The sequence below is a fragment of the Sporosarcina sp. SAFN-015 genome (assembly GCF_051966875.1).
Classification (GTDB): Bacteria; Bacillota; Bacilli; order Bacillales_A; family Planococcaceae; genus Sporosarcina.
The window spans coordinates 579,776-605,463 of the sequence record NZ_JBQCKP010000001.1 but is presented as its reverse complement, the minus strand read 5'-3'; the positions used below and the strand labels follow the sequence as shown (position 1 = coordinate 605,463).

The 25,688-nt window shown below is 43.2% G+C and carries 33 protein-coding genes; 24 read left to right on the top strand and 9 right to left on the bottom strand.

Annotated elements, in window-relative coordinates; all coding sequences use genetic code 11:
* The first annotated feature begins 79 nt into the window (after positions 1-79).
* Genes ACTHPA_RS02880 through ACTHPA_RS02870 form a run of 3 tightly spaced genes read left to right on the top strand, consistent with a single transcriptional unit; the run spans position 80 to position 1,958 of the window.
* Positions 80-280 carry a PLD nuclease N-terminal domain-containing protein gene (locus tag ACTHPA_RS02880; protein WP_440498552.1) on the top strand — a complete coding sequence of 67 codons (201 nt, stop codon included), beginning with the start codon at positions 80-82 and terminating at the stop codon, positions 278-280.
* Positions 277-1,179, top strand: coding sequence for an ABC transporter ATP-binding protein (locus ACTHPA_RS02875; protein WP_440498551.1), 903 nt, complete (start codon positions 277-279; stop codon positions 1,177-1,179). Before ACTHPA_RS02880 ends, ACTHPA_RS02875 begins: the two co-directional genes overlap by 4 nt.
* On the top strand, positions 1,176-1,958 hold the full coding sequence (locus tag ACTHPA_RS02870; RefSeq protein ID WP_440498550.1) for an ABC transporter permease: 783 nt from the start codon (positions 1,176-1,178) through the stop codon (positions 1,956-1,958). Before ACTHPA_RS02875 ends, ACTHPA_RS02870 begins: the two co-directional genes overlap by 4 nt.
* A 114-nt stretch (positions 1,959-2,072) precedes the next feature.
* Here ACTHPA_RS02870 and ACTHPA_RS02865 read toward each other — a convergent pair whose 3' ends face one another.
* Positions 2,073-2,300 (bottom strand): hypothetical protein, encoded by a 228-nt coding sequence (locus tag ACTHPA_RS02865; RefSeq protein WP_440498549.1) that lies wholly within the window; start codon positions 2,298-2,300, stop codon positions 2,073-2,075.
* Positions 2,301-2,438: 138 nt separating this feature from the next.
* Between ACTHPA_RS02865 and ACTHPA_RS02860 the strand changes: the two genes are divergently transcribed.
* Positions 2,439-2,936 carry a general stress protein gene (locus ACTHPA_RS02860; RefSeq protein WP_440498548.1) on the top strand — a complete coding sequence of 166 codons (498 nt, stop codon included), beginning with the start codon at positions 2,439-2,441 and terminating at the stop codon, positions 2,934-2,936.
* Between the two features lie 49 nt (positions 2,937-2,985).
* On the opposite strand, the gene ACTHPA_RS02855 is transcribed toward ACTHPA_RS02860, so the two are convergent.
* On the bottom strand, positions 2,986-3,186 hold the full coding sequence (locus tag ACTHPA_RS02855; RefSeq protein ID WP_440498547.1) for a CsbD family protein: 201 nt from the start codon (positions 3,184-3,186) through the stop codon (positions 2,986-2,988).
* Positions 3,187-3,393: 207 nt separating this feature from the next.
* Here ACTHPA_RS02855 and ACTHPA_RS02850 point away from each other — a divergent pair, with 207 nt between their 5' ends.
* Complete coding sequence (locus ACTHPA_RS02850) at positions 3,394-3,789, top strand: hypothetical protein (protein WP_440498546.1); 396 nt, start codon at positions 3,394-3,396, stop codon at positions 3,787-3,789.
* A gap of 44 nt (positions 3,790-3,833) precedes the next feature.
* On the opposite strand, the gene ACTHPA_RS02845 is transcribed toward ACTHPA_RS02850, so the two are convergent.
* The gene (locus tag ACTHPA_RS02845; RefSeq protein ID WP_440498545.1) at positions 3,834-4,652 is read right to left on the bottom strand and encodes a flagellin N-terminal helical domain-containing protein; all 819 of its coding nucleotides are present in this window, start codon (positions 4,650-4,652) and stop codon (positions 3,834-3,836) included.
* A 67-nt stretch (positions 4,653-4,719) separates the two neighbouring features.
* The gene (locus ACTHPA_RS02840) at positions 4,720-5,751 is read right to left on the bottom strand and encodes a PQQ-dependent sugar dehydrogenase (RefSeq protein ID WP_440498544.1); all 1,032 of its coding nucleotides are present in this window, start codon (positions 5,749-5,751) and stop codon (positions 4,720-4,722) included.
* Positions 5,752-5,880: 129 nt separating this feature from the next.
* On the opposite strand from ACTHPA_RS02840, the gene ACTHPA_RS02835 reads away from it, so the two are divergent.
* Genes ACTHPA_RS02835 through tatC form a run of 4 tightly spaced genes read left to right on the top strand, consistent with a single transcriptional unit; the run spans position 5,881 to position 9,458 of the window.
* Positions 5,881-6,633, top strand: coding sequence for a gluconate 2-dehydrogenase subunit 3 family protein (locus tag ACTHPA_RS02835; RefSeq protein ID WP_440498543.1), 753 nt, complete (start codon positions 5,881-5,883; stop codon positions 6,631-6,633).
* A gap of 14 nt (positions 6,634-6,647) precedes the next feature.
* On the top strand, positions 6,648-8,360 hold the full coding sequence (locus ACTHPA_RS02830) for a GMC family oxidoreductase (protein WP_440498542.1): 1,713 nt from the start codon (positions 6,648-6,650) through the stop codon (positions 8,358-8,360).
* A gap of 18 nt (positions 8,361-8,378) precedes the next feature.
* Positions 8,379-8,576 (top strand): twin-arginine translocase TatA/TatE family subunit, encoded by a 198-nt coding sequence (gene tatA, locus ACTHPA_RS02825; RefSeq protein ID WP_060205402.1) that lies wholly within the window; start codon positions 8,379-8,381, stop codon positions 8,574-8,576.
* A 12-nt stretch (positions 8,577-8,588) separates the two neighbouring features.
* Positions 8,589-9,458, top strand: coding sequence for a twin-arginine translocase subunit TatC (tatC, locus tag ACTHPA_RS02820; RefSeq protein WP_440498541.1), 870 nt, complete (start codon positions 8,589-8,591; stop codon positions 9,456-9,458).
* 67 nt (positions 9,459-9,525) lie between these two features.
* Here tatC and ACTHPA_RS02815 read toward each other — a convergent pair whose 3' ends face one another.
* Entirely contained in the window at positions 9,526-9,723 is a 198-nt protein-coding gene (locus ACTHPA_RS02815; RefSeq protein WP_440498540.1) for a hypothetical protein, read from the bottom strand.
* A 138-nt stretch (positions 9,724-9,861) separates the two neighbouring features.
* Positions 9,862-10,002 (bottom strand): hypothetical protein, encoded by a 141-nt coding sequence (locus ACTHPA_RS02810; RefSeq protein WP_440498539.1) that lies wholly within the window; start codon positions 10,000-10,002, stop codon positions 9,862-9,864.
* Between the two features lie 186 nt (positions 10,003-10,188).
* Between ACTHPA_RS02810 and ACTHPA_RS02805 the strand changes: the two genes are divergently transcribed.
* From ACTHPA_RS02805 to ACTHPA_RS02790, 4 genes are all read left to right on the top strand, one after another.
* On the top strand, positions 10,189-11,238 hold the full coding sequence (locus ACTHPA_RS02805; protein ID WP_440498538.1) for an ATP synthase beta subunit C-terminal domain-containing protein: 1,050 nt from the start codon (positions 10,189-10,191) through the stop codon (positions 11,236-11,238).
* 98 nt (positions 11,239-11,336) lie between these two features.
* Positions 11,337-11,912, top strand: coding sequence for a nucleotidyltransferase domain-containing protein (locus ACTHPA_RS02800; RefSeq protein WP_440498537.1), 576 nt, complete (start codon positions 11,337-11,339; stop codon positions 11,910-11,912).
* Positions 11,909-12,436: a topology modulation protein gene (locus tag ACTHPA_RS02795; RefSeq protein ID WP_440498536.1), complete on the top strand. Its 528-nt coding sequence runs from the start codon at positions 11,909-11,911 to the stop codon at positions 12,434-12,436. The genes ACTHPA_RS02800 and ACTHPA_RS02795 overlap by 4 nt, the downstream gene beginning before the upstream one ends.
* A gap of 223 nt (positions 12,437-12,659) precedes the next feature.
* Positions 12,660-12,995: a L,D-transpeptidase gene (locus ACTHPA_RS02790; RefSeq protein ID WP_440498589.1), complete on the top strand. Its 336-nt coding sequence runs from the start codon at positions 12,660-12,662 to the stop codon at positions 12,993-12,995.
* Between the two features lie 51 nt (positions 12,996-13,046).
* On the opposite strand, the gene ACTHPA_RS02785 is transcribed toward ACTHPA_RS02790, so the two are convergent.
* Positions 13,047-13,364, bottom strand: coding sequence for a winged helix-turn-helix transcriptional regulator (locus ACTHPA_RS02785; protein ID WP_440498535.1), 318 nt, complete (start codon positions 13,362-13,364; stop codon positions 13,047-13,049).
* Positions 13,365-13,467: 103 nt separating this feature from the next.
* On the opposite strand from ACTHPA_RS02785, the gene ACTHPA_RS02780 reads away from it, so the two are divergent.
* From ACTHPA_RS02780 to ACTHPA_RS02770, 3 genes are all read left to right on the top strand, one after another.
* Positions 13,468-14,316 (top strand): VOC family protein, encoded by an 849-nt coding sequence (locus ACTHPA_RS02780; RefSeq protein ID WP_440498534.1) that lies wholly within the window; start codon positions 13,468-13,470, stop codon positions 14,314-14,316.
* A gap of 171 nt (positions 14,317-14,487) precedes the next feature.
* Entirely contained in the window at positions 14,488-15,054 is a 567-nt protein-coding gene (locus ACTHPA_RS02775) for a sigma-70 family RNA polymerase sigma factor (RefSeq protein WP_440498533.1), read from the top strand.
* Positions 15,051-16,160: a DUF4179 domain-containing protein gene (locus ACTHPA_RS02770; RefSeq protein WP_440498532.1), complete on the top strand. Its 1,110-nt coding sequence runs from the start codon at positions 15,051-15,053 to the stop codon at positions 16,158-16,160. Before ACTHPA_RS02775 ends, ACTHPA_RS02770 begins: the two co-directional genes overlap by 4 nt.
* A gap of 62 nt (positions 16,161-16,222) precedes the next feature.
* Here the strand turns inward: ACTHPA_RS02770 and ACTHPA_RS02765 are convergent, their stop codons facing one another.
* Entirely contained in the window at positions 16,223-17,098 is an 876-nt protein-coding gene (locus ACTHPA_RS02765; RefSeq protein WP_440498531.1) for a helix-turn-helix domain-containing protein, read from the bottom strand.
* Between the two features lie 190 nt (positions 17,099-17,288).
* Between ACTHPA_RS02765 and ACTHPA_RS02760 the strand changes: the two genes are divergently transcribed.
* Positions 17,289-17,441, top strand: coding sequence for a hypothetical protein (locus tag ACTHPA_RS02760; RefSeq protein ID WP_440498530.1), 153 nt, complete (start codon positions 17,289-17,291; stop codon positions 17,439-17,441).
* A 197-nt stretch (positions 17,442-17,638) separates the two neighbouring features.
* Here ACTHPA_RS02760 and ACTHPA_RS02755 read toward each other — a convergent pair whose 3' ends face one another.
* Positions 17,639-18,757 carry an RNA-guided endonuclease TnpB family protein gene (locus tag ACTHPA_RS02755; RefSeq protein WP_440498588.1) on the bottom strand — a complete coding sequence of 373 codons (1,119 nt, stop codon included), beginning with the start codon at positions 18,755-18,757 and terminating at the stop codon, positions 17,639-17,641.
* Between the two features lie 182 nt (positions 18,758-18,939).
* On the opposite strand from ACTHPA_RS02755, the gene ACTHPA_RS02750 reads away from it, so the two are divergent.
* The 7 genes from ACTHPA_RS02750 (at position 18,940) to ACTHPA_RS02720 (ending at position 25,684) form a co-directional block, all read left to right on the top strand.
* Positions 18,940-20,016, top strand: a complete 1,077-nt coding sequence (locus ACTHPA_RS02750; RefSeq protein WP_440498529.1) for an AI-2E family transporter — start codon at positions 18,940-18,942, stop codon at positions 20,014-20,016.
* A gap of 189 nt (positions 20,017-20,205) precedes the next feature.
* Positions 20,206-21,393: an MFS transporter gene (locus ACTHPA_RS02745; RefSeq protein WP_440498528.1), complete on the top strand. Its 1,188-nt coding sequence runs from the start codon at positions 20,206-20,208 to the stop codon at positions 21,391-21,393.
* Positions 21,394-21,606: 213 nt separating this feature from the next.
* The gene (locus ACTHPA_RS02740) at positions 21,607-22,722 is read left to right on the top strand and encodes a GAF domain-containing sensor histidine kinase (RefSeq protein WP_440498527.1); all 1,116 of its coding nucleotides are present in this window, start codon (positions 21,607-21,609) and stop codon (positions 22,720-22,722) included.
* Positions 22,723-22,734: 12 nt separating this feature from the next.
* Positions 22,735-23,382, top strand: coding sequence for a response regulator (locus ACTHPA_RS02735; protein WP_440498526.1), 648 nt, complete (start codon positions 22,735-22,737; stop codon positions 23,380-23,382).
* 189 nt (positions 23,383-23,571) lie between these two features.
* The gene (locus ACTHPA_RS02730) at positions 23,572-24,300 is read left to right on the top strand and encodes an SDR family NAD(P)-dependent oxidoreductase (protein ID WP_440498525.1); all 729 of its coding nucleotides are present in this window, start codon (positions 23,572-23,574) and stop codon (positions 24,298-24,300) included.
* Positions 24,300-25,334 carry an S-adenosylmethionine:tRNA ribosyltransferase-isomerase gene (locus ACTHPA_RS02725; protein WP_440498524.1) on the top strand — a complete coding sequence of 345 codons (1,035 nt, stop codon included), beginning with the start codon at positions 24,300-24,302 and terminating at the stop codon, positions 25,332-25,334. Before ACTHPA_RS02730 ends, ACTHPA_RS02725 begins: the two co-directional genes overlap by 1 nt.
* Positions 25,334-25,684 (top strand): VOC family protein, encoded by a 351-nt coding sequence (locus ACTHPA_RS02720; protein ID WP_440498523.1) that lies wholly within the window; start codon positions 25,334-25,336, stop codon positions 25,682-25,684. The genes ACTHPA_RS02725 and ACTHPA_RS02720 overlap by 1 nt, the downstream gene beginning before the upstream one ends.
* Positions 25,685-25,688 lie beyond the last annotated feature (4 nt).

Sequence of the window (25,688 nt, the reverse complement as noted above, 5' to 3'; positions counted from 1 at the left end):
ATAATCGGATTTTGTTATGTACAATGTATAACAGTGGTGTTATACTTAGTGTATAACAAAGGGAGAGGTTGTGACATTCATGTCTGAGCTTGAAAACATACCTTGGAATCTTATTTTGCCGATACTTGTACTTCAATTGATCTTGATGGTTGTCGCTCTAGTTGATGTCATAAGGCATCGGCGGACGAATGGACCGTTCATCATGTGGATTTTCATTATATTGCTAGGGAACATTATCGGATCAATTTTGTACTTCATTTTTGGGAGGCGGCAAGAATGACGCAATTGCTGCAAGTGAATGATCTAACAAAGATATATGGAAGTCATAAAGCTGCAGAATCGATTTCATTCGAATTGGAGGCAGGAACTTCAACAGCATTGATCGGTCCGAATGGGGCGGGAAAGACGACGACGCTTTCCATGCTTGCTGGACTTGTTACGCCAACAAGTGGTTCGATTTTATTCAGGGGGCAGACGAAGTCGGATATACGGTCTTCCATCGGCTACCTACCTCAATATCCAAAGTTCTTTCCTTGGTTGACTGCCCTGGAATTCACGGAGATGGCTGCCGTGTTGAGCGGAGTTGAAAAAAGGCAAGCATTGGCGGAAGCGAAGAAGACGCTCGAGTTTGTCGGCCTTGGAGATGCTATGAAGAAAAGAACTGGAACGTTTTCTGGAGGGATGAAGCAACGGCTTGGATTGGCACAGGCGATTGTCCATGGACCTGAGCTGCTCCTGTTAGATGAGCCAGTATCAGCTCTTGACCCTGTTGGACGAAGGCAAGTGATGAACTTGTTGAAGGAACTCCAACAGAAAACGACAATTTTATACTCAACCCATATTTTGAACGATGCAGAAGAAATGACAGACCAGCTGCTATTCCTTCGGAAAGGTGTCCTTGTCGAAAATGGATCGCTGGATTCCATCCGAGAGAAATACGCCAACCCACGTATTCTTATCGAGTTTGGATCAGTCGAAGAAGCAGAACGGTTTACTGCATTGTCACCATGGAAAGTTAAAGCGGAAAAGAAGCAAGTGTCCATTGATGCTTTGAAGGAAGAGATAGGTACGTCTGAAGTTATCGCATTACTGCATGCAGAAACCCTTCATATTCGGAAGGTGGAATTGCAAACGGCAAGCTTGGAAGAAATCTTCATGAAAGTGGTGATGGGGGAATGAGCAGCTTCAATGTATTGCTACGCAAGGAATGGCGTGAAAATGTCCGTAATTTCAAGCTGTATTGGATTCCAATCGTGTTTGTCATCTTTGGAGTGCTCGAGCCGATCACGAATCATTTCCTTCCTGAAATTATGAAGAGTGTCGGCAACTTGCCGGAAGGGACAAATTTTGCATGGCCGGAATTCCGAGGGGAAGATATTTTCGTCTCATTGATGAGCCAATACCAGACGATCGGCATCCTTGTTATCATCCTCGCTTTCATGGGTTCCATTTCAGGTGAGCGAAAATCCGGTACGGCAACGCTTCTATACGTGCGTCCAATGTCGTTTGGACAATATTTCCTTAGTAAATGGGTAGTCGTCAATGCAATTGTATTAGCTAGCGTTTGGTTAGGTTTTTTCGCGGCGTGGTACTATATTCAAATTTTATTCAATTCAGTGTCGGCAGGGGAAGTCTTTACGTTTTTAGGGACATATAGTTTGTGGTTGGTTTTCGCTGTGACAGTCGTTCTTGCATTCAGTGCTTGGACGTCTACGGGAGGGGTTGCCGGGCTATCTATCTTAGTCCTGCTCGTTTTCCAAATCATCGACGGAGTCGTCGGCGCATATTGGACAGTGACTCCTTGGAAGTTGAGCACATATGCATCATATGCATTCAGCGCATCTGGAGATCAATCAGCCTATTGGATGAGTGTAGGGTTGACGGTTGCCCTTATCATTTTGTTGATCCTTTTTGGGATGTATATGTCGAAAAAGAATGCAGCAAAGACATTAGTATAACAGGAATTAGACAGGGTATAATTGAAGTTTACTGACATTTCCCGGGGAATATCGACAGGTGACGACAAAAGTAGAGGATTGGAATTTCACAGATTCCACCTCTACTTTTTGTGTTTATTTATATTTTTCTTCGCTGGACGAACTGCTTTTTGTTTTATGGTGATGTTCTTCCTCATATTCTTCCAATCTTACATCCTCTAATGGAATTGGATCGACATTTTGCATATCCTCGTGCATATCGTAGATGCTTTCCTTGTCAGTCGGCAAGTTTTCCGGATTGTCCATGAATGAGCCTTTGGCGTCTTTCCGATCCTCTGAAGTAAAAGGTTTTTTCTTATCCAATGAAAGCACTTCCTTTCTGTTCTTATTCTATTCACGCGATTCATTGAGACTAAACATGGCGCATATTTCATAGAAAGGTGTTTCCCGTGGATTCTAAGGGTAGAGTAATGAAAACAAAGGAAAAAAGGAGTGTTTAATTTGGAGAAAAGATACGTTGGTACGTTGAACAAAATTGACGCGGCATTGTATAAGATTACAGAACTGACCTCTCAAGGCTATTCAGAAGACCAAATACACGCCGTCGCAAATACGGATGACGATTTAGCACAATTGCGCAGGCAAACGTTTGTCGCCTTGGACGGGAGGGAAGAAGAGAACTTTCTTGATCGGTTCAAGGGGATGTTTATTGACGATCAGCCGAAGCAGCAAAGATTATTCGAAGAGATGGGCTTCTCTAAACAGGAAGCAGAAACCATTTATAATGAAATGAAAGATGGAGGCATCGCGATTTTTGTCGATAATGTCGAACCAGATGTATCGATTGAGGGACGTGGAAGTGGAGAAGTCAAGGACACAGAAAGAGATATAAGAGCAACAATGATCGATAGGGAAACTATGGTGCCCGCTGATGATATAGTAGAGCCGAAAGATGAGTATGGAGACTCTGTTCCACGAATCAACACCGACAATTTATAATGAAGGAAGGCTGTCTTCCAGATTAGGAAGGCAGCCTCCATGATACCTTTTAACGCTTCTGATTCTTGTAATTGCCAAAACGATCCTTGAATTCGCCGACTTCTTGTTGTGCTTCACCTTTCAATTTGTCCAATTTGCCTTCCGCCTGCAGCATTGCATCATCCGTCGCATTACCATATTGGTCTTTTACTTCACCTTTGACCTTATTGACAGTACCTTTGATCTTGTCTGAATAGTTGTTGTCTTTCATAATAAAAACCTCCTTAAAGAGTAGTAGTTTTTAAATACCCGATAGGGAAAAAGGCAAACGTAAAGAGAGGAATGACACGAAATTTTAACCTGACAAGAGTGTAAAGTCCTTGTGAATTATGTCGAAAATTTGGTTAAACTTACCTGTCCCCATATTTCCTGGCTTTATATAATAGAGGCATACATAGCATTTCTTGGAGGAGATGGAATGATAAGAAAAGGTCGTTTTGCGGTTTGGAACGGTAAAGAATATCCCATCGTATCCCAACGACGCACATATTATTTGCAATCCGATAATCCGAAAGATAAGGAAATAGGGTTTGTCGAAATGGATGCGAACGGACATTTTTTCAAGGAAGTTAGCACTGATGAATTGGCAGACGCTTATGAAGTGTTTCCCTATGCGATCCTATCAGGTTATCGCTTTGCTTTGGAGAGTTATGAGCAGGAGAGCGGCATGGCGATGCTTGTGACGAATAATCCGTTTGCTCAAAAGAAAGTTGCAGTCAGCCCTTATGGCAAAAATGAATTTCGAATTGATCTTCCGATAGAAGAAGTCACCATCTTGGAAGACTGCGTTCCTATTTTAGGATTTGAGAAGTGAAGAACAGGCTGTCTGAAAGTTGAAGTTTCTTATCGGACAGCCTGTTACGAGTGTTTCAGCAGCTGAAGGACGGATTGAGCCTGTTGCATATGCAAGGAGAGGATATACTGGCTAGCTTGCAGAAGAATATTTGCTTTCGTCAGCGCCATCATTTCTTTAGCGATATCAACATCCCTAATTCGTGACTCGGCAGCAGTCAGATTTTCTTCCATTGTAAGTGCATTATTATAGCTGTGTTCCAACCGATTCACATAAGCGCCCATTTTGGAACGTTCGGATGAGACGGTCTGAATGGCTTTATCCACTGAAGCTATTGCTTTGTCGGCATCCTCCCGGGTGGCGATAGAAGCATTCGTCAGTGAAAGAGCGTCAATACCCATATTACCAATAGAAAATTCGATCGATTGTCCAGCATTCGCTCCTGCTTGTGTTTTGAATGAAGAACTCGACCCATCAAGCAACTTTCTCGTATTGAATTCCGTATCTGTCGATGTGCGTTGAATCTCTTTTTTAAGCTCCTGGAATTCCTGATTGAGCAACTCACGATCAGCTTCCGTCAATGTGTCGTTTGCTGCCTGAACACTTAGTTCCCGCATGCGTTGAAGCATAGCGTGAGATTCATTCAACGCGCCTTCCGCCGTCTGAAACAATGAAATACTATCTTGGATATTACGCTGTGCCACTTGCAGTCCGCGAATTTGAGCGCGCATCTTTTCAGAAATAGCCAAACCAGCGGGATCATCTGCGGCTCTGTTGATGCGCATACCGGAAGAGAGCCTTTCCATCGACCGCATAACTTGATTATTATGCATAGTCATATTGCGAAGGATATTCAACCCCATCGCATTCCAATTACCGAGCAATTATATCCTCCTTTCTTCTTATTATTTATATCGGAATATTTCAGAAAAATTTAAGAACTATTTACGCTTATTCTAAAATAACCGTCATCTCGTGCGAGCCGATTTTATAGAAAATGTCATCCGATTCGGTTGGATTCCCACGGCCATCCGTGTTATTTGTAATGAAGAACAGCGATTCACCGTCGGAATAGATGTCTCGAATCCGACCGTATCCATCGATTTTGTCTATAATTTCCATACGATCGGGATCGATCACCAATATTGCTTTCCCCCGTAGCGCAGCGACATAAAGCAAACCGTCGTGAAATGTCATCCCTGATGGGGCCCAAGTTTCGTTCGCCCCCGAAGTAAGCAGAGGGGAATACATGCCTTCCTTACTTTCATTTCCTTCAATTTCCGGCCAACCATAATTCCCGCCTTGCACAATCTTGTTTATCTCATCATTTGCTGATTGTCCATGCTCTGAGGAATAAAGTTCACCTTCCGAATTCCAGGCGAGTCCTTGTGGATTCCGATGCCCCATGCTAACAATGTTGAAACTACCATCTTTTTGTATTTTTACAATTTTTCCGTTGGGTAATTCGGGATTTTGTGCATTTTCAGGAGTTGCTCCGTCACCAATCGTGGCAAATAAAGTTCCTTCCGGTGACATGGCAAGTCTCCCTCCATGATGGACTGGTCCCGACTCGATTCCGTCCAAGAGGATGTCCGTCTCCCTCCACTCCCCTTCCTCATACTGCAACCTGACAATCCGATTGATAGGAGCTCCCGCAGAGTCGTACGTGTAGTACGCATAGGCGAGTCCAGATTCATCAAAATCATCCTGAAGAACAAAACCGAGCAACCCAGCCTCTGCGGCATCCGAAAGCGGTTCGGAGAGATGCACTTCTTCACGTATCATACTGCCATCCGCCTCAACCTTCACAATCGTCCCATTCCGTTCTGTAATGAAAAAACGATCGCCGTCTGAATCAATGGACCAAGGGGATTCTAATTTTGTAGCAAGTTGCTGTGTAAGAGTGGTAGAGGTAGTCGTTTGTTTGTTCATTGAACACCCCGCCAATATGATCAACATGAAAACAAATAATAAACGCTTCATTAGAAAAACCTCCTTCCAAAAGATTTGTTTTAAACAATATATCGTAATTGGATAATTATTGCTCAACTTGTATGAAACACATAAGAAGACGGACATGCTAGATGACATATACAGGGAGGAGGAAACAATATGGCTGAAGAACAAAAAGGTTTGTCGAGACGCGATTTCCTAAAAACGACAGGAATCGCCACTGGAGCATTGGTAGGGGGAGGATTGATTGGAGGTCTTGTTGGTTACAACGTCAATAAAGACGGCGCAAAAACGAAAAGCGGAACGCAGAATGCGGAAAATCACGATGTAACATCGGTCAAAGGCTTAATGTTCTTTACGAATCATGCTGATTTCAATGTGCTTTCCCAGGCTGTTGAGCGAATATTCCCGGAGGATGATCTCGGACCGGGAGCTATCGGACTTGGCGTGCCCTATTTCATAGACAACCAATTGGCAGGAAGTTATGGCAACAATACACGGGAATATATGCAAGGCCCGTTTTTTGCTGGAGAAGCGACACAAGGCTACCAGAGCAGGCTGACGCGTGCCGAGATGTTCAGACAAGGAATTGCCAAGTTTGAGGAAGAGGCACAAAAACGCTATCAAAAGCCGTTTGTTGAGCTGGATGGAGGTCAAATGGATGAGATCCTCACTGCATTCCAAAAAAATGAAGTGGAGATGAAGGGCGTTTCATCTGAATTCTTTTTCCGTGTTCTTCGGCAAGCGACATTGGAAGGGGCATATGCTGACCCGATCTACAACGGAAACAACAATATGGACGGCTGGAGGATGAAAGGATTCCCAGGCCACCAATTTGCGTATATCAATATGATTGAAGATGAAAAGTTTCAAAAGATCGAACCAAAATCAATTAGTACGATGCAACACTGACGGAGGGATAACAAGTGGCAAAAACATTGGATAAAGTGAATGTCGTAACAGTCGGAGTCGGTTGGATGGGAGGCATCATCGCAGCTGAATGTGCGAAGGCGGGAATGAAAGTACGCGGTTTGGAAAGAGGGAAACCGCGGAGCACGGCTGATTATCAAATGATACATGACGAATATCGTTATGCAATCCGCTATGAGTTGATGCAAGATTTGTCGAAGGAGACCATCACATTCCGTAATCACCGCAAAATGCGCGCGCTCCCGATGCGGCAGTTGGGTTCATTCCTCCTTGGTGAAAATCTCGGTGGTGCTGGAACGCACTGGAATGGCCATACGTTTCGCTTCTTGCCGTACGATTTTCAAATTAAGACAATGACCGAGCAAAAATACGGGAAAAACAAACTTTCATCAGATTACTTGCTGCAGGATTGGGGCGTCACATACGACGAATTGGAGCCATATTTCGATAAATTTGAAAAGACGGCAGGCATATCGGGAGAAAATACAAATCCTTTTGCGGGTAAACGTTCGAATGAATTTCCGACCCCTCCGATGAAAAAGACTCCGATTCTGAAAAAGTTTGAAACTGCCGCTTCATCCTTGGGCTATCATCCATACATGCTGCCTTCAGCAAACCTCTCAGAGGCATACGAAAACCCGGACGGCGAGACAATTGCTGCTTGCCAATATTGTGGGTTTTGTGAACGGTTCGGCTGTGAATATGGGGCAAAAACATCACCTGAAATTACTGTAGTACCGACAGCAATGAAAACAGGAAACTTCGATGTGACATTCCACGCCAACGTCGTTGAAGTCCTGAAATCTGGCAATAAAGTGACTGGAGTCAGGTATGTGGATACGCAATCCGGTGAGGAGTTCATCCAACCTGCTGATGTCGTCGTCTTGACAAGCTATGTGATGAATAATGCAAAATTGCTTATGGTATCAAAAATTGGTGAACAATATAATCCCGAGACGGGAAGAGGAACTTTAGGCAAAAACTATGGCTATCAAATTTTGCCGGGCGTGACTGGATTTTTCGATGAACAGATGAATGTGTTCATGGGTGCAGGAGCTTTGGGCATGACGATTGATGACTTCAATGGCGACAGCTTTGACCATTCGGATCTTGATTTTATCCATGGGGCGAGCATTTCACTTACGCAAACAGGTTATAGACCGATTCAGACAAACCCTGTTCCGCCGGACGTACCAGCTTGGGGAGCTGAATTTAAAAAGGCTTCAATTGAGAATTTTACTCGCATGTTATCGATTGGCGGCCAAGGAGCTTCCATGCCACATAAAGAAAACTACATGTCGCTTGACCCTGACTATAAGGATGCATACGGTGTGCCGCTATTGCAGCTGACGTACAATTTCACCGAGCAGGATCGGAATATGCATAAGTACCTTACAGACAGGATTGCGGAAATTATGAAAGAGATGGGTGCGAAAACTGTAGTTCCTGGAAACCCGATTTCTGACTATGACATAGTTCCTTACCAAACGACACATAATACGGGTGGAACAATTATGGGTTCGGATCCCGCAAACAGTGTTGTTAACACATATTTGCAACATTGGGATGCGGAAAATCTGTTTGTCGTCGGAGCGGGGAACTTCCCGCATAATGGCGGTTATAACCCGACAGGCACAATCGGAGCATTAGCATATCGCACAGCAGAAGCCATACAGAAATACAGCAAAACGGGAGGCTCTCTCGTTTAAGAAAGGGAGAATTTCGCTATGAGTTTAGCGAGTATCGGCGTACCGGGGTTAATTATCATCTTAGTCATTGTCCTCATCCTATTCGGACCGCGCAAACTACCGGAAGTCGGGTCAGCAGTAGGCAAGACGTTGGCAGAGTTCAAAAAGTCCGCACGCGACATTTTGGATGATGAGGAAGTCAAAAAGGAACCTTCGAATAAAACGGATCATTCATAAGTAGGTGGAGACATGGATCCTTATGGTGATCACCAGCGGAAAATTCTTAGCCCGCTTGATAAAAAGAATAGGACGGAACAAAATCAGTTAGTTGGTGAAGGAGAAACGGAGAAAGTGGTTGTGGTCGAAGCCGAGACTACAAAAGAGATGGCGGCAATGAAAGCAGAGGAAACGATAAGTGGAGATCCTCCGCTAGTCGAACATCTCACTGATTTGCGCAAACAGCTCATTAAAAGTGCAGTCATATTTGCAACTTTTTTTATCGGTGTATTCGCGACAGTCAATCTATGGTTTCCTATTGTTACAAGAGGGCATGAGTTGATAGTCCTTGGACCGATGGAAGTTGTCGTCTTTTACATGTCCATCTCGACCGCATTAGCATTTGGTCTGTCGCTGCCGTTTCTTTGCCACTTTTTGTGGCAATTCGTTAAGCCGGGTCTTAACCCGAAGGAGACACAGTTTTTAAGTCTCTATTCACCCATCATGTTCTTCTTGTTTCTAGGTGGTTTGGCGTTCGGCTACTTTGTCGTCAATCCGTTGAGCTATAGCTTCCTCATATCACTAGGAGCGATGAACTTCAATGTGATGGTGTCAGCCCAGGAATACGCCAAATTTCTGCTAATGACAACGATGCCGATCGGCCTCTTGTTCGAGCTGCCGATCGTCGCCATGTTTTTAGCCGCAATCGGTGTATTGACAGCTGATACTTTGCGAAAAGTGAGGAAGTGGTCATACTTGACCTTGGCCGTCGTCTCCGCGCTGATTACACCGCCCGACTTCGTCAGCCAACTTATCGTCCTCATTCCGATGATCTTGTTGTATGAGGCTAGCATTTTCATCGTTCTCTACATGGAAAGACGTCATGTCGCAGTTAATGAATAATTATTTTCGGCAAAAAGGAGAGGCCGCACTCGTAAATGCGCCCTCTCCTTTTAGTGTTTTACTCGATTTAGCTGAAAAGACCGCCCAGTAATCCTTTGTTCCGACCATTGGAAGTGGTCGTGGAAGTGCGGGAGCTTTTATCGCCTCTCATCGGTGTAGATCCGAATGACTCAAATTGCTTAGATAGTTTGCTTCTCGCATCCTTGTTTCTCATTAAATACGCTGCACCTAAACCGAGAGCGGCGATTGCCATTTTATTTTTCATAATCGTTACCTCCTAATTTTTTGCTTATAGTCTACTTTCCCGATTTGAAAGAGCCTAAACTACGAGTTTTTTAGCTCCATTATCAGTATTAAAAAAACGACATCCAAAAGGATGCCGATTTTCCCGTGAGAAAGATTTTTATGAACGCATTGATCCATTTTTTGAGGTGAATGGTTCTGCGAGCGATTCGAACTGCTTCATCAGCTTTCCTCGGACATTTTTATTCCTCATGAGAAACGCCGCTCCAATTCCTAATGCCGCTATTGCCATCTTATTCATAAAAACGTCACCTTCCTCACATTGGTTTTTGGATCATAGTTAAGATTCCCTACTTCGTGATTTCTATCCACTTAAAAGGAATTCAGTAGATCTCTTCTTGTTTGAAAAATAAATTACGTTGAAGAGTAATTTATTGTTGCTTTAGGGTGTAAAATAAATTACTATACAAAGTAAGGGGTGAAAAATATGGAAAGAGACAATCTTCGATTAAATGTTTCATTATTGAGGAGAAAAGTGCCGAACTTGACGAGCGCCGCCAAAGCAGTCGGTCTTCGGCCAGCAACCGTTTCGAATTTGTGTACAGGGAAGATTTCTGTGGGGAAGTCGGAAGTAAGAACGCTTGTGGCACTTGCGGATTTGGCGGAGTGCAGTTTGGATGAATTGATAATTCGGGGGGAGAAGATTGAAATGATTGAAACGAAAATTAAAGCATTGGATTTATTTGCACCATTAGCGAAAGGCGGGACAGTCGGACTGGTTGCACGGAAACAAATGGGTCAACTTGTTGTAATGAGTGAATTATTTTATCGGCTAAAGAGCGAGGGCTATACGACATTCCTGTTAATGCCCGAGGGGAATTATCCTGAGTTGGAAGATATATTGGAGAATGTAGACGTGACGACGAAAACTATTGACGAAACGTATGAGAGAATGGCAGCTCTCGGCCTTGAAAAGGAAATTGCGTTTGCAGCAGACAAAAGTCATGTAGTAGCTGGTGGAATTTATGAGTTGCAAGAGCGCTTGCAGCAAATCGGAATGGAAGCTGTCACTACGTTCCTATTGGATTTAACGGGAGAGGCAGTGGACGAGGAGCTTCCATACGGCCCACTTGAAACGCTTTGGCAGTTCGACGCCGATTTGGCGGCAAGGCACCGATATCCGGCAGTGAACCCGATTGCTTCCACTTCATCTGTACTGGAAGGCTCACATATGGATCAAAACCATTTCTTCATTCAACAGAGAGCACAAAAGCTTTTACGGCGTTACCGGGAATTGCGTTCACTTGTTGCTGTAGGCGGGGAAGAGAAGCTGCCGGCTTCCGAAGCGCAAACGTATAAAAGAGGAGAACGTTTGGAATCGTATTTGACTCAGCCGTTCTATGTAGCGGAAGAGTTCACGGGGCAAAAGGGAAAATCCGTTAGTCTTCAGGATACTTTGAAAGATGTGCAGGCTATATTGGATGGGGCATTTGATTCCCAAGATGTTGAAAGTTTAAGCTTTATCGGGAAATTGTAAAAATAGTTTGAAATAATATCGGTGTTCAGATAAAATGAGGTTTACGAGGAGTGACTGTGTCGCTCCTTTTTTCGCGTTAATTTATGAGGGGGATGAAAATGTTGCGCTCATGTCGAAAAGTAGCAGAGTGGATGAGTGGCTATAAACGTCCTTGGGGAATTGCGGGCGGTTGGGCAATTGATCTGTTTGTGGGGGGCCAAACCCGAGACCATTCCGATATCGAAATTGCCATCCTTCGGGAAGATCAACATGAGATGCGTGGGGCATTAGCCGATTGGTCCTTTCAAAAAGCGGTGAAAGGGAAGCTCTTGGAGTGGGGATCGGAGACATTGAAACTGCCGATCCATGAATTGCACGGCGTTAACCGAACAGGGGAGCACTTGGAAGTACTATTGAACGAAGTAGAAAATGACCAATGGATATTTAGACGAAATCCGGCAATTGCTTTCCCCAGCTCAACACTATTGTTAACTTCCAAGGAAGGCATTCCTTATTTGCATCCGGCAGTCGTTCTTCTATATAAATCGAAAAATCCGCAAGAGAAGGATCACGCTGATTTTCATGCTGTGAAGGACTTGCTAAGTGAAGAAGATCAGCAATGGTTACAGCATTCACTGAAGATTCATGTCCCAGACAATGAATGGGTATCCCAATTGCGAGGAATGGTGGAATGAACCGAGTCATGGTCATTGGCGTTTCAGCAGGAGTAGGAAAGTCTACGTTCGCACGCGCGTTAGGGAAGTTGACCAAAATTGGGGTCACTCATCTTGACCGATTGTATTGGAAATCTGGCTGGGTCGAAGCGCCGGCTGAAGAATTTTCATCGGCACAACGGGAAATTGTCAAACGGGATCAATGGATAATCGAAGGCAATTACACATCTACTATTGATATTAGGGAACCGCATGCTGACACGGTCATCTACTTGGAACTTCCATTGCGAGTCTGTCTTTATCGGGTCGTCAAACGACGGATTCAATATCACGGAAAAACTCGAGAAGATCTGACGGAAGGTTGCCCTGAAAAAATAGATTGGGCATTCATCAAATTCATCTTAACTACGTACGGTAGGCGAAAGAGGAAAATGCTTGAACGAATGCAGCGTTACGCAAATGAAGGAAAAACGGTCCATTATTTGAAATCATCTGCACAAATTCAAGGATTCTTATCAACCTTTTCTAAAGGAGAAGTAAGATGAAATTGGCGGGGCGTCCAAAACAAGTCGTTTCGCGACCAAAGTAGTCATCTATGCGTCCAAAGCAGCTATCTATGCGTCCAAAGGGAATCCCCCTGCGACCAAAGTTCGCATGAAGACGTCCAAAGCTGCCCTTCCCACGTCCAATGTAAGCTCTCAAGCGCCCAAAGCATACGGTTTCCCGCAAGTATCTTATAAGAACAAATCTTTTTATTAAGGCGGGAAGCTGATGCGTTGGGTTGATGTTTCTATCAGTAAACACGAATTAAAGCTGTATGAAGGAAAGAAACTACTGAAAAAGTATCCGATCGCCGTAGGGAAGATGTTGACGTCTACACCACAGGGGACATTTAGGATTATTAATAAACAGCTGAATCCAGGAGGACCGTTCGGTGCATTTTGGATGGGGCTATCTAAACCTCATTATGGAATCCATGGGACCAATAATCCTTCATCCATCGGGAAAAATGTGTCGCATGGATGCATCCGAATGCATAACAAAGATGTCTTTGAGCTGTCATCCCTCGTGTTGCTAGGAACTACGGTAAAAATCCATAGATGAATAGCCGGTTGCTCAGTTCAGTTGAGCAACCGCTTTTCGTTGAAAATTATCCTATTCCTCGATTGTAACCCATTCCTTCGACCACTCTTCAATCTCTTTCATGATCGGCGTCAATGATTTCCCTTTCTCCGTCAAAGAGTACTCAATACGGACTGGCGTTTCAGGGAATACTTCACGAACGACGAAGCCACGCTGCTCCAAATCCTTTAACCGTTCTGTCAATGTTTTCCCGCTCACTCCCAATTTTTCAGTCATCGTGCAGAAACGCTGTGGACCGGACATGAGCTGATATAAAATCAAAGCGGTCCACCTTTGGCTCAATATAGACACGGCTTTTTCGAAGCGAGGACAAAGCTCGAATTCATTCATATGCCAAAATCCTTTCGTATAAAAATCAATAGTTGTTGACAAAGTATAGTATAACATATAAAGTTAGTTACATAAAGTAATTTACTTACCAGGAGGTATAAATATGAAATTTCATCAACCACCACATATATATACAGGGGAAGTCGTTTTGAAAGTGACGGACCTAGACAAACTAACAAGTTTTTATACGGAAACTATCGGATTCCGCATACTCGAAAAAGGGGATAACCGAGTTGTATTAACAGCAGATGGTCAAAAACCATTGCTTGTCCTCGAACAACCGGAGCATATTTTTTCGAAAGAGGCAAGACGTACAGGTCTTTACCATTTTGCCCTATTGCTGCCGACGCGTGCAGATCTCGGAAAAGCAATCAAACATTTTTCAAGGAACGAAGTGCGTCTTGGAGCTTCCGATCACCTCGTGAGCGAAGCGCTATACTTATCAGATCCTGATGGAAACGGAATTGAAATTTACCGCGACCGGGAACCGGAAGCATGGACATGGCAGGACGGTTTTGTTGGAATGAGCACAGACCCGCTTGATGCAAGAGCGGTTGTTGAAGCAAGTGGAAATGAAGAATGGGATGGTCTGCCTGTGGGCACAGTCATGGGACACGTCCATTTGCACGTTGCGAATCTCGCTGAATCGCAAGCTTACTACGAAGCGCTTGGATTTGAAGTAGTTACTCCTTATCCACAAGCATTGTTCATGTCTACAGGTAAATACCATCATCATATTGGAATGAATACTTGGAACGGGGCAGGCGCGCCTCGTCCGTCCAAAGAAAGTGCCGGACTCGAAGCGTTCACACTTGTATATCCTGAGCAATCGACATTAGATGCGGCGATCGAGAGGATCAAAGAGCTTGGTGCAACTGTTGAATCAGCAGCAGAACATTTTGTGACAGAAGATCCGGCAGGAAATGGAGTTTTCTTGCGCATTCACCAATAACATTTGAGGATTACTATGAAATAAAACAATAAAAGAAATCGATTCCCACGCTACAGGGAATCGATTTTTTATATATAAACTAGAAAAAAGTAATGTGCATATGAGAGATAAAATTTTTTGGCTCGTTGTATAGGGTGTAAAAGCTTTTACAACAAATAAGGGGAACTGCAAATGAAATCTACTAGTGAAAATTTTATACGTCGGTTGCAGAAACATAAAGAAGATGCATTGGAATTCATCATCGATACATACTTGCCATTGATAAAAGGCATTACGCACAAAGTGCTATCGCCACTTGGAAATGAAGGATTAGTGGATGAATGTGTCAACGATATCTTTCTGTCGATCTGGGACAATGCGGACAAATTCCGCGGGGATTCAACAGATTTTAGGAAATGGATTTGCGCGATTTCAAAATACAAATCAATTGATTATTATCGCAGGGCAACGAAGCGAATGGAAGTTACCTCCGAACATATGGACATGAATGTCGAAATGTCGGTGGAAGACGAATTAATCAGAGTGGAAGACAAAACTGAACTGATTAAGCTAATCAACCGACTGGAACCGCTCGATCGAGACATCTTTTTAATGAAATTTTTCTTAGGTTACAAGACGGCGGATATATCCCGAAAAACCGGCTTAAGCATAACGGCGATTGATAACCGGGTGTTCAGAGGAAAAAAGAAACTGTTTAAAGAGGCACAAAGTTTGAGTGCGGGAGGCTTTGTATTATGAAAGAAAAAGATATTTATCAACTGCTAAATGAACTGGATATTGATGAAAAAGATGTTGAGGAAATAGAAGTTAGCGATTTTGATAAGGCAAAAGTGAAAAAGGAAATAAAAATGGCACTACGTAAAAAGAGGAAGAGGCATAGTTGGAAAATGAAAGTCGCTGCAGCTGTCGCTGTAGGTGGTTTATCAGTATCCGCGCTTGGCATTGCCTTTCCGGCCTATGCGGGGAATGTACCTGTTATCGGCGATATTTTCAGGTTTCTGGACAATGGGAGAACAGGAATCTACGATAATTATCAGGAATATTCAAGTACGGTTAATATGATGAAGGGAAGTAACGGCGTTAAAATCACAATTAATGATGCGATTTATGATGGGAAAACCGTTTTATTGACCTATTCAATCGAAAGCGAGCGGGATTTGGGCGATCAACCGCTTATCGACGGCTATTTGGATATAAAAGAAACGAGTGGGGGTTCGGGAAGCGACCAGATTACAAAAGTTGGAGAACATCAATATGTGGGCTTAATTACGGGCAGCAGATTGGACGAGAAGGACTTGGATACTGTGAGAGTGAAATGGAAAGTGGATAGCATTTCAATTGACGGCACAGGAGAAAAGGTCAAAGGGAACTGGAACTTCTCTCTTTCTTTACAAGCATCCGAAAATGAAGTTCAGCTTGTTGATCAAGGGACAGAAAAAAATGGTGTTACTGTATCCGTTGATAAAATAACAGTTACACCGATGTCTTTCATTGTGTATTACGATCAATTGGTCTCCAAAGAAGTCCTCGATAAATGGCATGGGATCGATGTGGAAATCGAAATTAAAGATAACTTGGGCAACCATTACGCGGGCGATGGAAATGGCGGCTTCGGTCAGGAAAATCATATGCGCTGGAGCAAGACGTTTAAAAAGCTTGATCCCGATGCGACGAAGCTTATTATTACGCCTTCAGCCAGATTATTTGAATATACATCTGAGAATCATGGCGGCGTCGAGATTACGAAGAACGGAGAAACGAAGGTCATCGCCACACCAACGAAAGAAGGAAAAGGTAGTGAAGAGTTTCAAATGGATGATATTGTTGTTGATTTGGTAAAATGAAATTCGGGAATACAACATACGGAAAAAATGGACCGTTGGCTTCACAGCCTTGGTCCATTTTTCTATTCTTCAAATGATAGGTTCACTGGTTCATCCAGTAACTCGGGCATTACTTCCAAATTTGTGGTGGATGAAGATTCCGGGGCTTCTTCGAATTGAAATTGATTCACCCATAGCTTTCCTTTCCCTTGCAAAAGCACTCCAAACGAGATGGTCTTGCTTTCGGATGGAACGTCAAGGACAAGTGAATAATAATTCCAATCGAGCGTCCCTTGGAGAGGGCGATTGCTCATATTATCGAATTGCAGCACATCTCCTAATTGATTGTCGATGCGCATCCATGCGCCAGCGAATTGTTCTACGTCTTCACATTTGAGAAAACAAGATAACTTCACCCGTTTGCCAATATACTTGTCTGCTTTAAATTGCTGCATCATCGTTGCAAATTCTTCATGTCCCGTCACAAATTCTGACTGGATGTATCCAGAAGCTTTTCCTGTATGTACAACCTGCCGATCAATCCCCATCTTGAAATGATTCGGGTGACTTCCGCTTAAAAACCAGCCTTTCATTACTTGCATAAAAAATTCCTCCTCTTGTTTGATTGTAACGCTCCTCATAATCCTTCGATATTCACCTGGTGCTAAATGGTATGTTTTCTTAAACGCTCGGCTGAATGCTTCTTGGGAGCTGAATAAAGCGTTAAGGGCAATATCAAGGATCCGATCATCCGAGTGGATTAATAAAACAGCTGATGCTGCCAGTCTTCGTGTGCGAATGTATTGATCCACACTCATATGCAAAACAGATTGAAACATCCGGTGAAAATGAAACTTTGAATAGCCGGAAAAACTAGCTACATCCGCCAGTTGGATGTCCTTGTGTAGATTTTCTTCAATCCATTCAACAGTTCTTTGGATTATCTGTTCGCCTTCCATGAACTCATCCCCCTTTAGCACAAGTATAGCGCGGGTAAGTATACGCGTTTTGATAAAAATTGCGATTCTCCCAATTCCAAACCGCAATTTCAAATCAAAATAAACATCATGATTGTTGGTATCGTTATGGAAAGACAAATGAGGAGGAATACTTATGTGAAACGTCAACATCGTGATTGGAAGTTTATTAATGGCTTTACTTGTCGTAGGAATGCATAATCTCGTCCAATTTGTGTTCACGAAAGAAATGCCAAGTTTATTGGAGACGAGAAAAATAATTTTATTTGTAATCGTATTTATTAGCTGCATCGGATTATCAAAGAAAGAGGCTAGCAATAAGTAGTATTACTAACAAAATGATTGTAGATAAATGAAACTTCTTTTCGACACCGAACGTAATTAACCGTATACGTGAACTACCCACCACTTAACGCTTTGCGGTTGAAGTGTAGGCTTCTCGACTTATCGCCGCTTTTACTAGCCAACGAAAACTGACCGAGCTAACCCTCTTGTTCCAAAAGTTTGGTTTTTGTTTTGACTTCATGGTAATGCTAACATCAATTCCCCTTCATTTCTGATATTGATAGCGGCATTCCAATCCCGATCGATAACGAATCCGCAATCGCAATTGAACGTTCGTTCGGAAAGGTGTAAGGCAGCATTTACATGACCACAGGCCGAACAGGTCTTGGATGAGGGGAACCATTTGTCGATCTTGATGAGGTGCTTGCCTTGTTCATCTAGTTTATAACGTAGGAATGTTGTGAACATCCCCCATCCATTGTCGGTAACGCTTTTGCCGAAACGGAAGGCCTTCGACATTCCCTTCATATCAAGATCTTCGATGACGATACAATCGTATCTATTCACCAATTTCCTTGATGCTTGGTGAAGAAAATTTTTTCGTTGGTTTGCCACTTTTTCGTGGAGTTTGGCGACTTTGACTCGTTGCTTTTTCCAGCGGGAGGAGCCTTTCATCATGTTGGACAATTTTCTTTGCTCTTTTGCCAGTTTTTCTTCTGCCTGTCGATAGAACCGTGGATAATTGGCTTTCTTACCCTCTTCGCTCTCGACAAAAAGTCCATTCATGGCAAAATCCAATCCGATGACATGGTTGATTTCTTTTTTGCCCGGATTGTGTTCGTACTTTGTGAGTATGGAAATATGGTACTTTCCAGTGGCTGAACGGGAAATGGTGCATGACTTGATGACATGATGAGATGGGATTTCGCGATGCTGTTTCATTCTAAGGGGTGTGAGTTTCGGTAGTTTGATGTGGCCATCCAGAATCTTGATATTTCCGTTGACCATGTTGGTCGTGTAGGATTGTTTCGACTTGCGATGCTTGAATTTTGGATACTTCGACTTGCCTGAGAGGAAATTGGAGAACGCCGTTTGCAGATTCAACTGGGCGTTGGCCAGTGCCAGGCTGTCAACCTCCTTGAGCCACTCAAATTCTATTTTGTATTTGGCGGGCGTCGGAAGCTTCTGCTTCCTCAGTAATGCCTTGTTGTCTTTGAATTTTTCATAGGTTTCCTTGCGTTCTGCCAGCATTTTATTGTAGACAAATCGAACACATCCAAATGTCCTGACCAAAAAATCTTCCTGCTCCTTTGTCGGGTAGATTCGAAATTTGTATGCTTTATTTGCCACTCCAATCACCTCATTTCAGATTGGGAATACCTGTTCCTATTATATCGATCAAAAGAGGTGTTGGCTAGGGCCAACCGAAATTCATCTCGCTCTTACGTTGGGATTCACCCTTCACACGCTCGAAGAGGGAGACTTCTTTCGGAAATCTGTTAAACTATTAGTAACTGAACGGTAAAGGACGTGGGAAATTGACGAAGAAGTTATGGTTCCAAGTTGGCGTAGGGATCTTGTTATCAATATTAATCATTAAATATTTCATGGAAATCAGCTTCATATTCGCGCCGATTGTCATCATTATTAAAGCAATAATCTTACCTTTGCTACTTGGCGGGGTGCTCTATTACATGACCGAACCGATACAACGTTTTTTGGAAAAACGGAAAATTCCTCGTTGGGGAAGCATTTTGATCATCTTGGCGGGTCTCATCGTTGTCATTGCAATCTTCATCTCCATCATAGGTCCACATGTGTCAAAACAGGTAAATACTCTCGTTGAAAATGCACCGACGTTGGGTAAGGAATTTGAGAATATGAAAGATATATTGCCTCAAAAAGAAGACTTGCCTGAAAGTCTGCAAAAATCACTCGACAGTGCTGCGGATTCGCTTCAAACAATTGCAGTGAATTTTGGAAAATGGGTCGTTCAGTTTTTGCAATCCTTCTTCCAAGCTGTATTTCTGCTCGTGTTGGTGCCATTCTTCTTCATTTTCATGCTGAAGGACCATGAGAAATTTGCACCGATCATCTATAACCTGTTCAGCGGCGAGCGCCGTGATTGGGTGAAGAAGACTTTGAGTGACATCAACAATGTTCTTCGTTCTTATATCCAAGGCCAGTTTCTGATCAGTGCTATCCTTGCGTCACTCATATTGATTGGATACATGTTTCTAAAATTAGAATATGCATTGTTACTTGCGATTTTTGCGCTATTCATGAACTTGGTGCCGTTCATCGGACCATGGATTGCTGTGACACCGGCATTGATCATCGCCTATATACAAGACCCTAAGCTTGTCATTGGCGTTGCAATCGTTACACTTATTGCCCAGCAGATTGACAGCAATCTCATCACACCGAACGTCATGGGCAAATCGCTCGACATTCACCCGCTCACCGTCATTACTATCATTCTGGCAGCGGGCAACATCGCAGGCTTCGTCGGCATCATCGTCGGAGTGCCTGTGTACGCGGTCTTGAAGGTGATTGTGCGGAATATTTATGAGCAGCGCAGGAGTATCAAAGACGCTGCTACGAAGAATGTGTAGGGATATGTAAAGCAGATGGAGGAGTTCCTTCATCTGCTTTTTTCATGGTGAATTATTGGGCGGTTGCAACAGGACAACTTATTCCTTTTAAGGGTAAGGAACCTTCAAAACTAGTATTTACACAACTGTAAGCAACAGATTTCGAATGGTATAATGAGAGCAAATAGGCTGACGACTGGATGTGGGAAGATGCAACCTGATGGCTACACAATAAGAGATCTTCAATTTTGGAAAATCGTGCTCGGCTTAGGGTTTGCCTCGGTTTTCATCTTTGCATCGATGTATTCAATGCAACCACTCCTTCCTTTATTTACAACAGAATTCGGCATTTCGGTTTCGTATGCAAGTATGGCCATGTCGATGACGACGATTGGGCTTATTGTTGGGCTCATTGTTCTAGGTTTCTTCTCAGATCGAAATGGCCGTAAGGTATACGTATACCTATCCCTGATTGGATCAGTCATTCCGTTTCTCATTATCGCAAACACGGAATCCTTCCTTCTTATTGTTATCCTGCGTTTCGTGCAAGGTTTTGCGCTCGCCGGCGTACCGGCTGCGGCACTCGCGTATATTAGCGAGGAAGTACATAAGAATTTTACAAACATCGCAACTGCGCTCTACATATCTTTCAACAGTTTGGGAGGCATGGTCGGTCGATTCATGACGGGTTTCATAGCTGAACAGGCTTCGTGGCAAATGTCTTTATACATCCTCTCGATTTTCGGAATGGTGCTATTTATCGTCCTACTGCTAGCTTTGCCGAAATCAAGGAATTTTGTGCCAACTGATACGACCTTCTTAAAAGATATTGAGGGGATTGTATTTCATCTAAAAAATCCAAGCCTGCTCGTCGTCTTCGGCTTAGGCATCATCCTTCAATTATCATTCACAGGAGTATGGACGTATTTACCGTTTCATCTGATCGATCCACCGTATTCACTATCTCTTGAAACAATTTCATACTTATATTTGGCGTATGGATTCGGGGTCGTCGGTGCTCCGCTTGCAGGGTGGCTCTCCGGCAAGTTCGGTCTTCGTAATGTCAGGTTTGTAGGAATCGTTTTACTCGTTTTGGGCATAGGAGTGACAGCATTTTCGTCTCTTATCGTCACTATTATTGGCCTTTGTATCGTCTGTTTAGGGTTCTTCACTGCTCATTCCTTGACGGCTGCATCTGTCAGCAAGGAAGCGACGCATCATAAAGGCAGTGCAGCAAGCCTTTACTTAGTTTCTTATTATATTGGTGTAGCAATGGGCAGTACGTTGCTCAGCCCACTGTATGGGTCGTTCGGATGGGGTGGACTCGTTGCATTTACTGCAATACTGCCGATTGTTTATGTGGGGATGATCCGTTTAAAGCGAATGAAAAAGGCATAGTGAATAAAAACAGGGCAGTCAGTGATTGAGGCATGTCCTGTTTATTCATTTACTTTAGACAAAGACCAACTTATACGGATCGGTTGAGTAGACAGCAATTCTATAACACCGAAAACGAAAGATTTCAGAGGGTATATTCAGCAAAAGTATGGGGCGGGTAGATTCATGGAGTGATATTATGTAAATTATATATAAGAGGATGGAGGCGCTGCTATGCATCCAACAGAATTTTTGAATGTCCGATTGTTAAAGGAAATTGCTGAGTTTATAAATGAAGAAACTGAAATAGAAGCGATGTTATCCGGCGCCCTTCGAAAATTCATAAATGGAACAAACTTCGAAACAGGTTGGATATTTTTCATTTCTGACAACGGTAAGCAACAGCTAATTGTCAATGAAAATCTGCCTGAAGCTCTTGCTCAAAATAGATGCAGCCAATTGAAAAATGGGGGCTGTTGGTGTGTATCCAAATATCGTGAAGGCAAGTTGGAGAAAGCGTCAAATATTATTGAGTGCCAACGTATTGAAAACGTGATTGCTGCAAAGATCGGGGATAATGGAGGGATTACACACCATGCAACGGTCCCGCTCCAATCAGGTCAAGAACGCTTTGGGTTGGTGAATGTCGCTGCATCGAATACGGTTATTTATTCTAAAGGAGAGCTCGCATTGCTCGAATCACTTGCATTCCAATTAGGATCAGCGATTAAACGGATTCTCTTAACGAAACAAGAGCAGGAGATGGCCTTATTACAAGAGCGAAATCGTTTAGCGAAGGACTTGCATGATTCAGTTAACCAGCTTTTATTTTCCGTGACATTGACGGCAAGAGGCGGAGCAGAGATGACTGCCCAAGCTGAAATCAAAGAGACATTCAAGGAAATCCAGAACTTGTCGCAGGAAGCATTAAACGAAATGAGGGCTTTAATATGGCAGCTCCGTCCAAGTGGACTTGAAAGCGGGTTGCTAGAAGCAATCAAAGGATACGGGGAAATGTTAGGTTTATCCGTACAGGCTGCTGTATCCGGTGTCATTAACATACCGTCACATGTTGAAGAGGCGTTATTTCGTATTTCACAGGAAGCGTTGAATAATATCCGAAAGCATGCTGGTGTCCCTGTCGCCGAAATATTTTTGAATGTAACAAAAACCGATGTATTGCTCGTCATCAAAGACGATGGTCATGGATTTTTACTCAATGACGGAATCCGGCTTTCTTCAATGGGTTTACAAAGCATGAAAGATCGTGCGAAGAATGCAGGGGGTTCGATAGAATGGGACAGCGAAATTGGGAGAGGGACAGAAATATTAGTCCGGATACCATACTGAGAGGTGAACGGAATGATAAAGGTATTAATCGCGGATGATCATCACGTTGTTCGAAGAGGGTTGCTATTTTTCTTGAAAACGCAGAAAGACATCCAAGTGGTTGGTGAAGCGAAAAACGGAAAAGAAGCGATTGAATTAACGGCCGAACTTCGACCTGATATTGTACTTATGGATTTAATGATGCCTGTAATGGACGGGATTCAAGCAACAAAGCATATAAAAGATAGTTTTCCGCGAGTTGAAGTACTCATATTAACAAGTTTTTCCGATCGAGATCATGTCATCCCGGCTATCGAAGCAGGAGCAGCGGGCTATCAGTTAAAGGACATTGAGCCAGACGAGCTTGTTATGTGTATTCGACAAATTATGCGAGGAGAAAACACAATTCATCCGCATGCAACAACGCATCTAATGAAGTTAAGGGCACAAAAGGAAGTACCGCCTCATGTGCTTAACCCACTGCCCCCCCGTGAACAGGATGTGCTAGCAGAGCTAACGAAAGGTAAAAGCAATCGGGAAATAGCATCTTCATTATTCGTGTCCGAAAAAACGGTGAAAACGCATATATCCAATATTTTTCCAAAGTTATTCGTTCAGGATCGAACGCAAGCAGTGCTGTATGCAGTAAAATATGGTTTGACTGAATCGAGTGGTGACTAAATAGGAAAGAGCTTTCGTTGAGTGTAAATCGAAAGCTCTTTTTTGTTGGAAGAGAGGTGTTACTTCATTCAAAAGTCGTATACATATCTCCTCTTTTTTTAGTAGGAGTTTTCAGTCGTCCTTCCGATGCCTCTAGTGCCCTTTCTCCCTACAATAAATGCAAGAACAAAAAAGAAAGCGGGAGATTGTATGAATACAAAACCGGTAGTTATGATTACAGGAGCTTCTAAAGGTCTTGGTAGGGCATTGACTATAGCATTTGCAAAACAAGGAGCACGACTTGCCATTTATGCAAGGGGAGAAGAACTGCTGCGCAAGGTGGAACTAGAAGCACGGGTCCTTGGGGCGGAAGTGGTCGCAATAAATGCTGATGTTTCCAATGCGAGGGATGTCGAACGTTTCGTATCAATTGCGCAAGAAGCGTATGGAAGGGTTGATGTATTAATAAATAATGCATCCTTATTTGGGCCAGGTCCTACACTGTTAGCGGATTATCCGGACCATAATTTTGAGGAAGTGCTTCTGGTGAATACGATGAATCCATTCCTTGTCACGAAACGTGTATTACCAGGCATGTTAACTAGGAATAAAGGGAGAATCATTAATATAACTTCAGAAGCGGGAAAAACGGGATTTGCGGAGTGGGGGGCTTACGGTATTTCCAAGTTCGCAGTAGAGGGATTAACACAAACATGGGCTGATGAACTGCATGAGACGGGGGTTAGTGTCTGCATGGTTGACCCTGGAGAAATGGATACGGAGATGCATGAGATAGCCGTTCCGGATTGTGATTATGAATTAGTGGACCCGAATGATGTAGCGAGCGTCTTTGTATCTATTGCGCTGAATGAATCCATAGAAGTAAATGGAATGAGATTCGAGGCACAATCCTTTTTAAATGAAAAGAGGGACATTTGATGATGACAGATACTCGTCCCTTCCAAGTGCCCGCATATTTAAATGCGAATACCCCTGCAGAATATAGAGGAAGTGGGCGGGACGATGTCCGTTTATTGGCTCTCGATAGAATTACAGGGGAAAGTTTTCATCACCATTTTTCCGAACTGAAATCCATTTTGCGTGAGGGAGACTTGCTTGTGTTAAATAATAGTCGCACCCTTCCGGCAGTGTTAAAGGGAAGAAAGGGAGAGCGACCGATTGAAATTCGACTATCCCGTAAAGTTACCGACCAAGAATGGGAAGCACTCATTATAGGAGATGTATGTCTGATAGGGGAAACGATATATCTTCCCGGAGAATTAACAGCGACTATTATAGGGAAAGGAAACGAGTCCCCTTTAGTCATTCTTTCTTTTTCGAAGAGTGGGTTGGATTTATATGACGCAATTTATCAATACGGGGAGCCGCTGCACTATGAATATATTAAAACCCCATGGCCGTTAGAGATGTACCAGACTGTGTATGCTTCGGTGCCGGGTTCCGTGGAGATGGCATCAGCAGGAAGAGCCATTTCCCATAAGTTGCTATATACATTAAAGCAAAAGGGAGTCGAAATCGCTTATCTGCAGCTGCACGCCGGATTAAGTTATTACGGGAATGACCGCTGGCCGAATCCAACGAACCATGTTGAAGCATTTTGCATTCCGGAAAAGACCGCAGAATTAGTAAACAAAACGAAAAGAAATAACGGACGTGTCATCGCCGTCGGAACAACAGTCGTTCGAGCACTTGAAACTGCGGTTACTAGCGATGGCATGGTTGAAGCGCAGGAAGGGGCAACATGTCTTTATATTCAAAAAGGATATACCCTAAGAGCTGTGGATGGGCTGTTAACAGGTTTTCATGAACCGGAGGCAAGCCATCTGGATATGCTTAGTGCTTTTATTGAAGAGGATATTCTTATGAAGGCTTATAAGGAAGTATTGGCAGATGGATATCTTTGGCATGAGTTTGGTGACATGAATTTGATCCTGCCGATGGGAGAAAAATGATGAAGTGGCATCACGGCGGAATTGAAGTTGGAAGTTTACAAGACTCCATTCATTTTTATGAAAGTATGTTTGATTTGAAAATGGAACAACGCTTGATGTTGAACGGCGAAAAAATTGCCTTTCTGAAAAATGAACATATAAGAATCGAATTAATCGAATCAGAGAACATTTCGGTTTTAGCCAATGTCGTCCATTTGGCATGGCAAGTCGATGACATTGAGGAATGGATGAAGAGATTGGACGGGAAAGGGCTATTTCCTTCAGAGGGCCCTTACAAGCTTAAAAATGGCTGGATAGCGGTTTTTTATGAGGGGCCTGATGGTGAGGTGATCGAGCTGGTACAGGTGTGAAGAC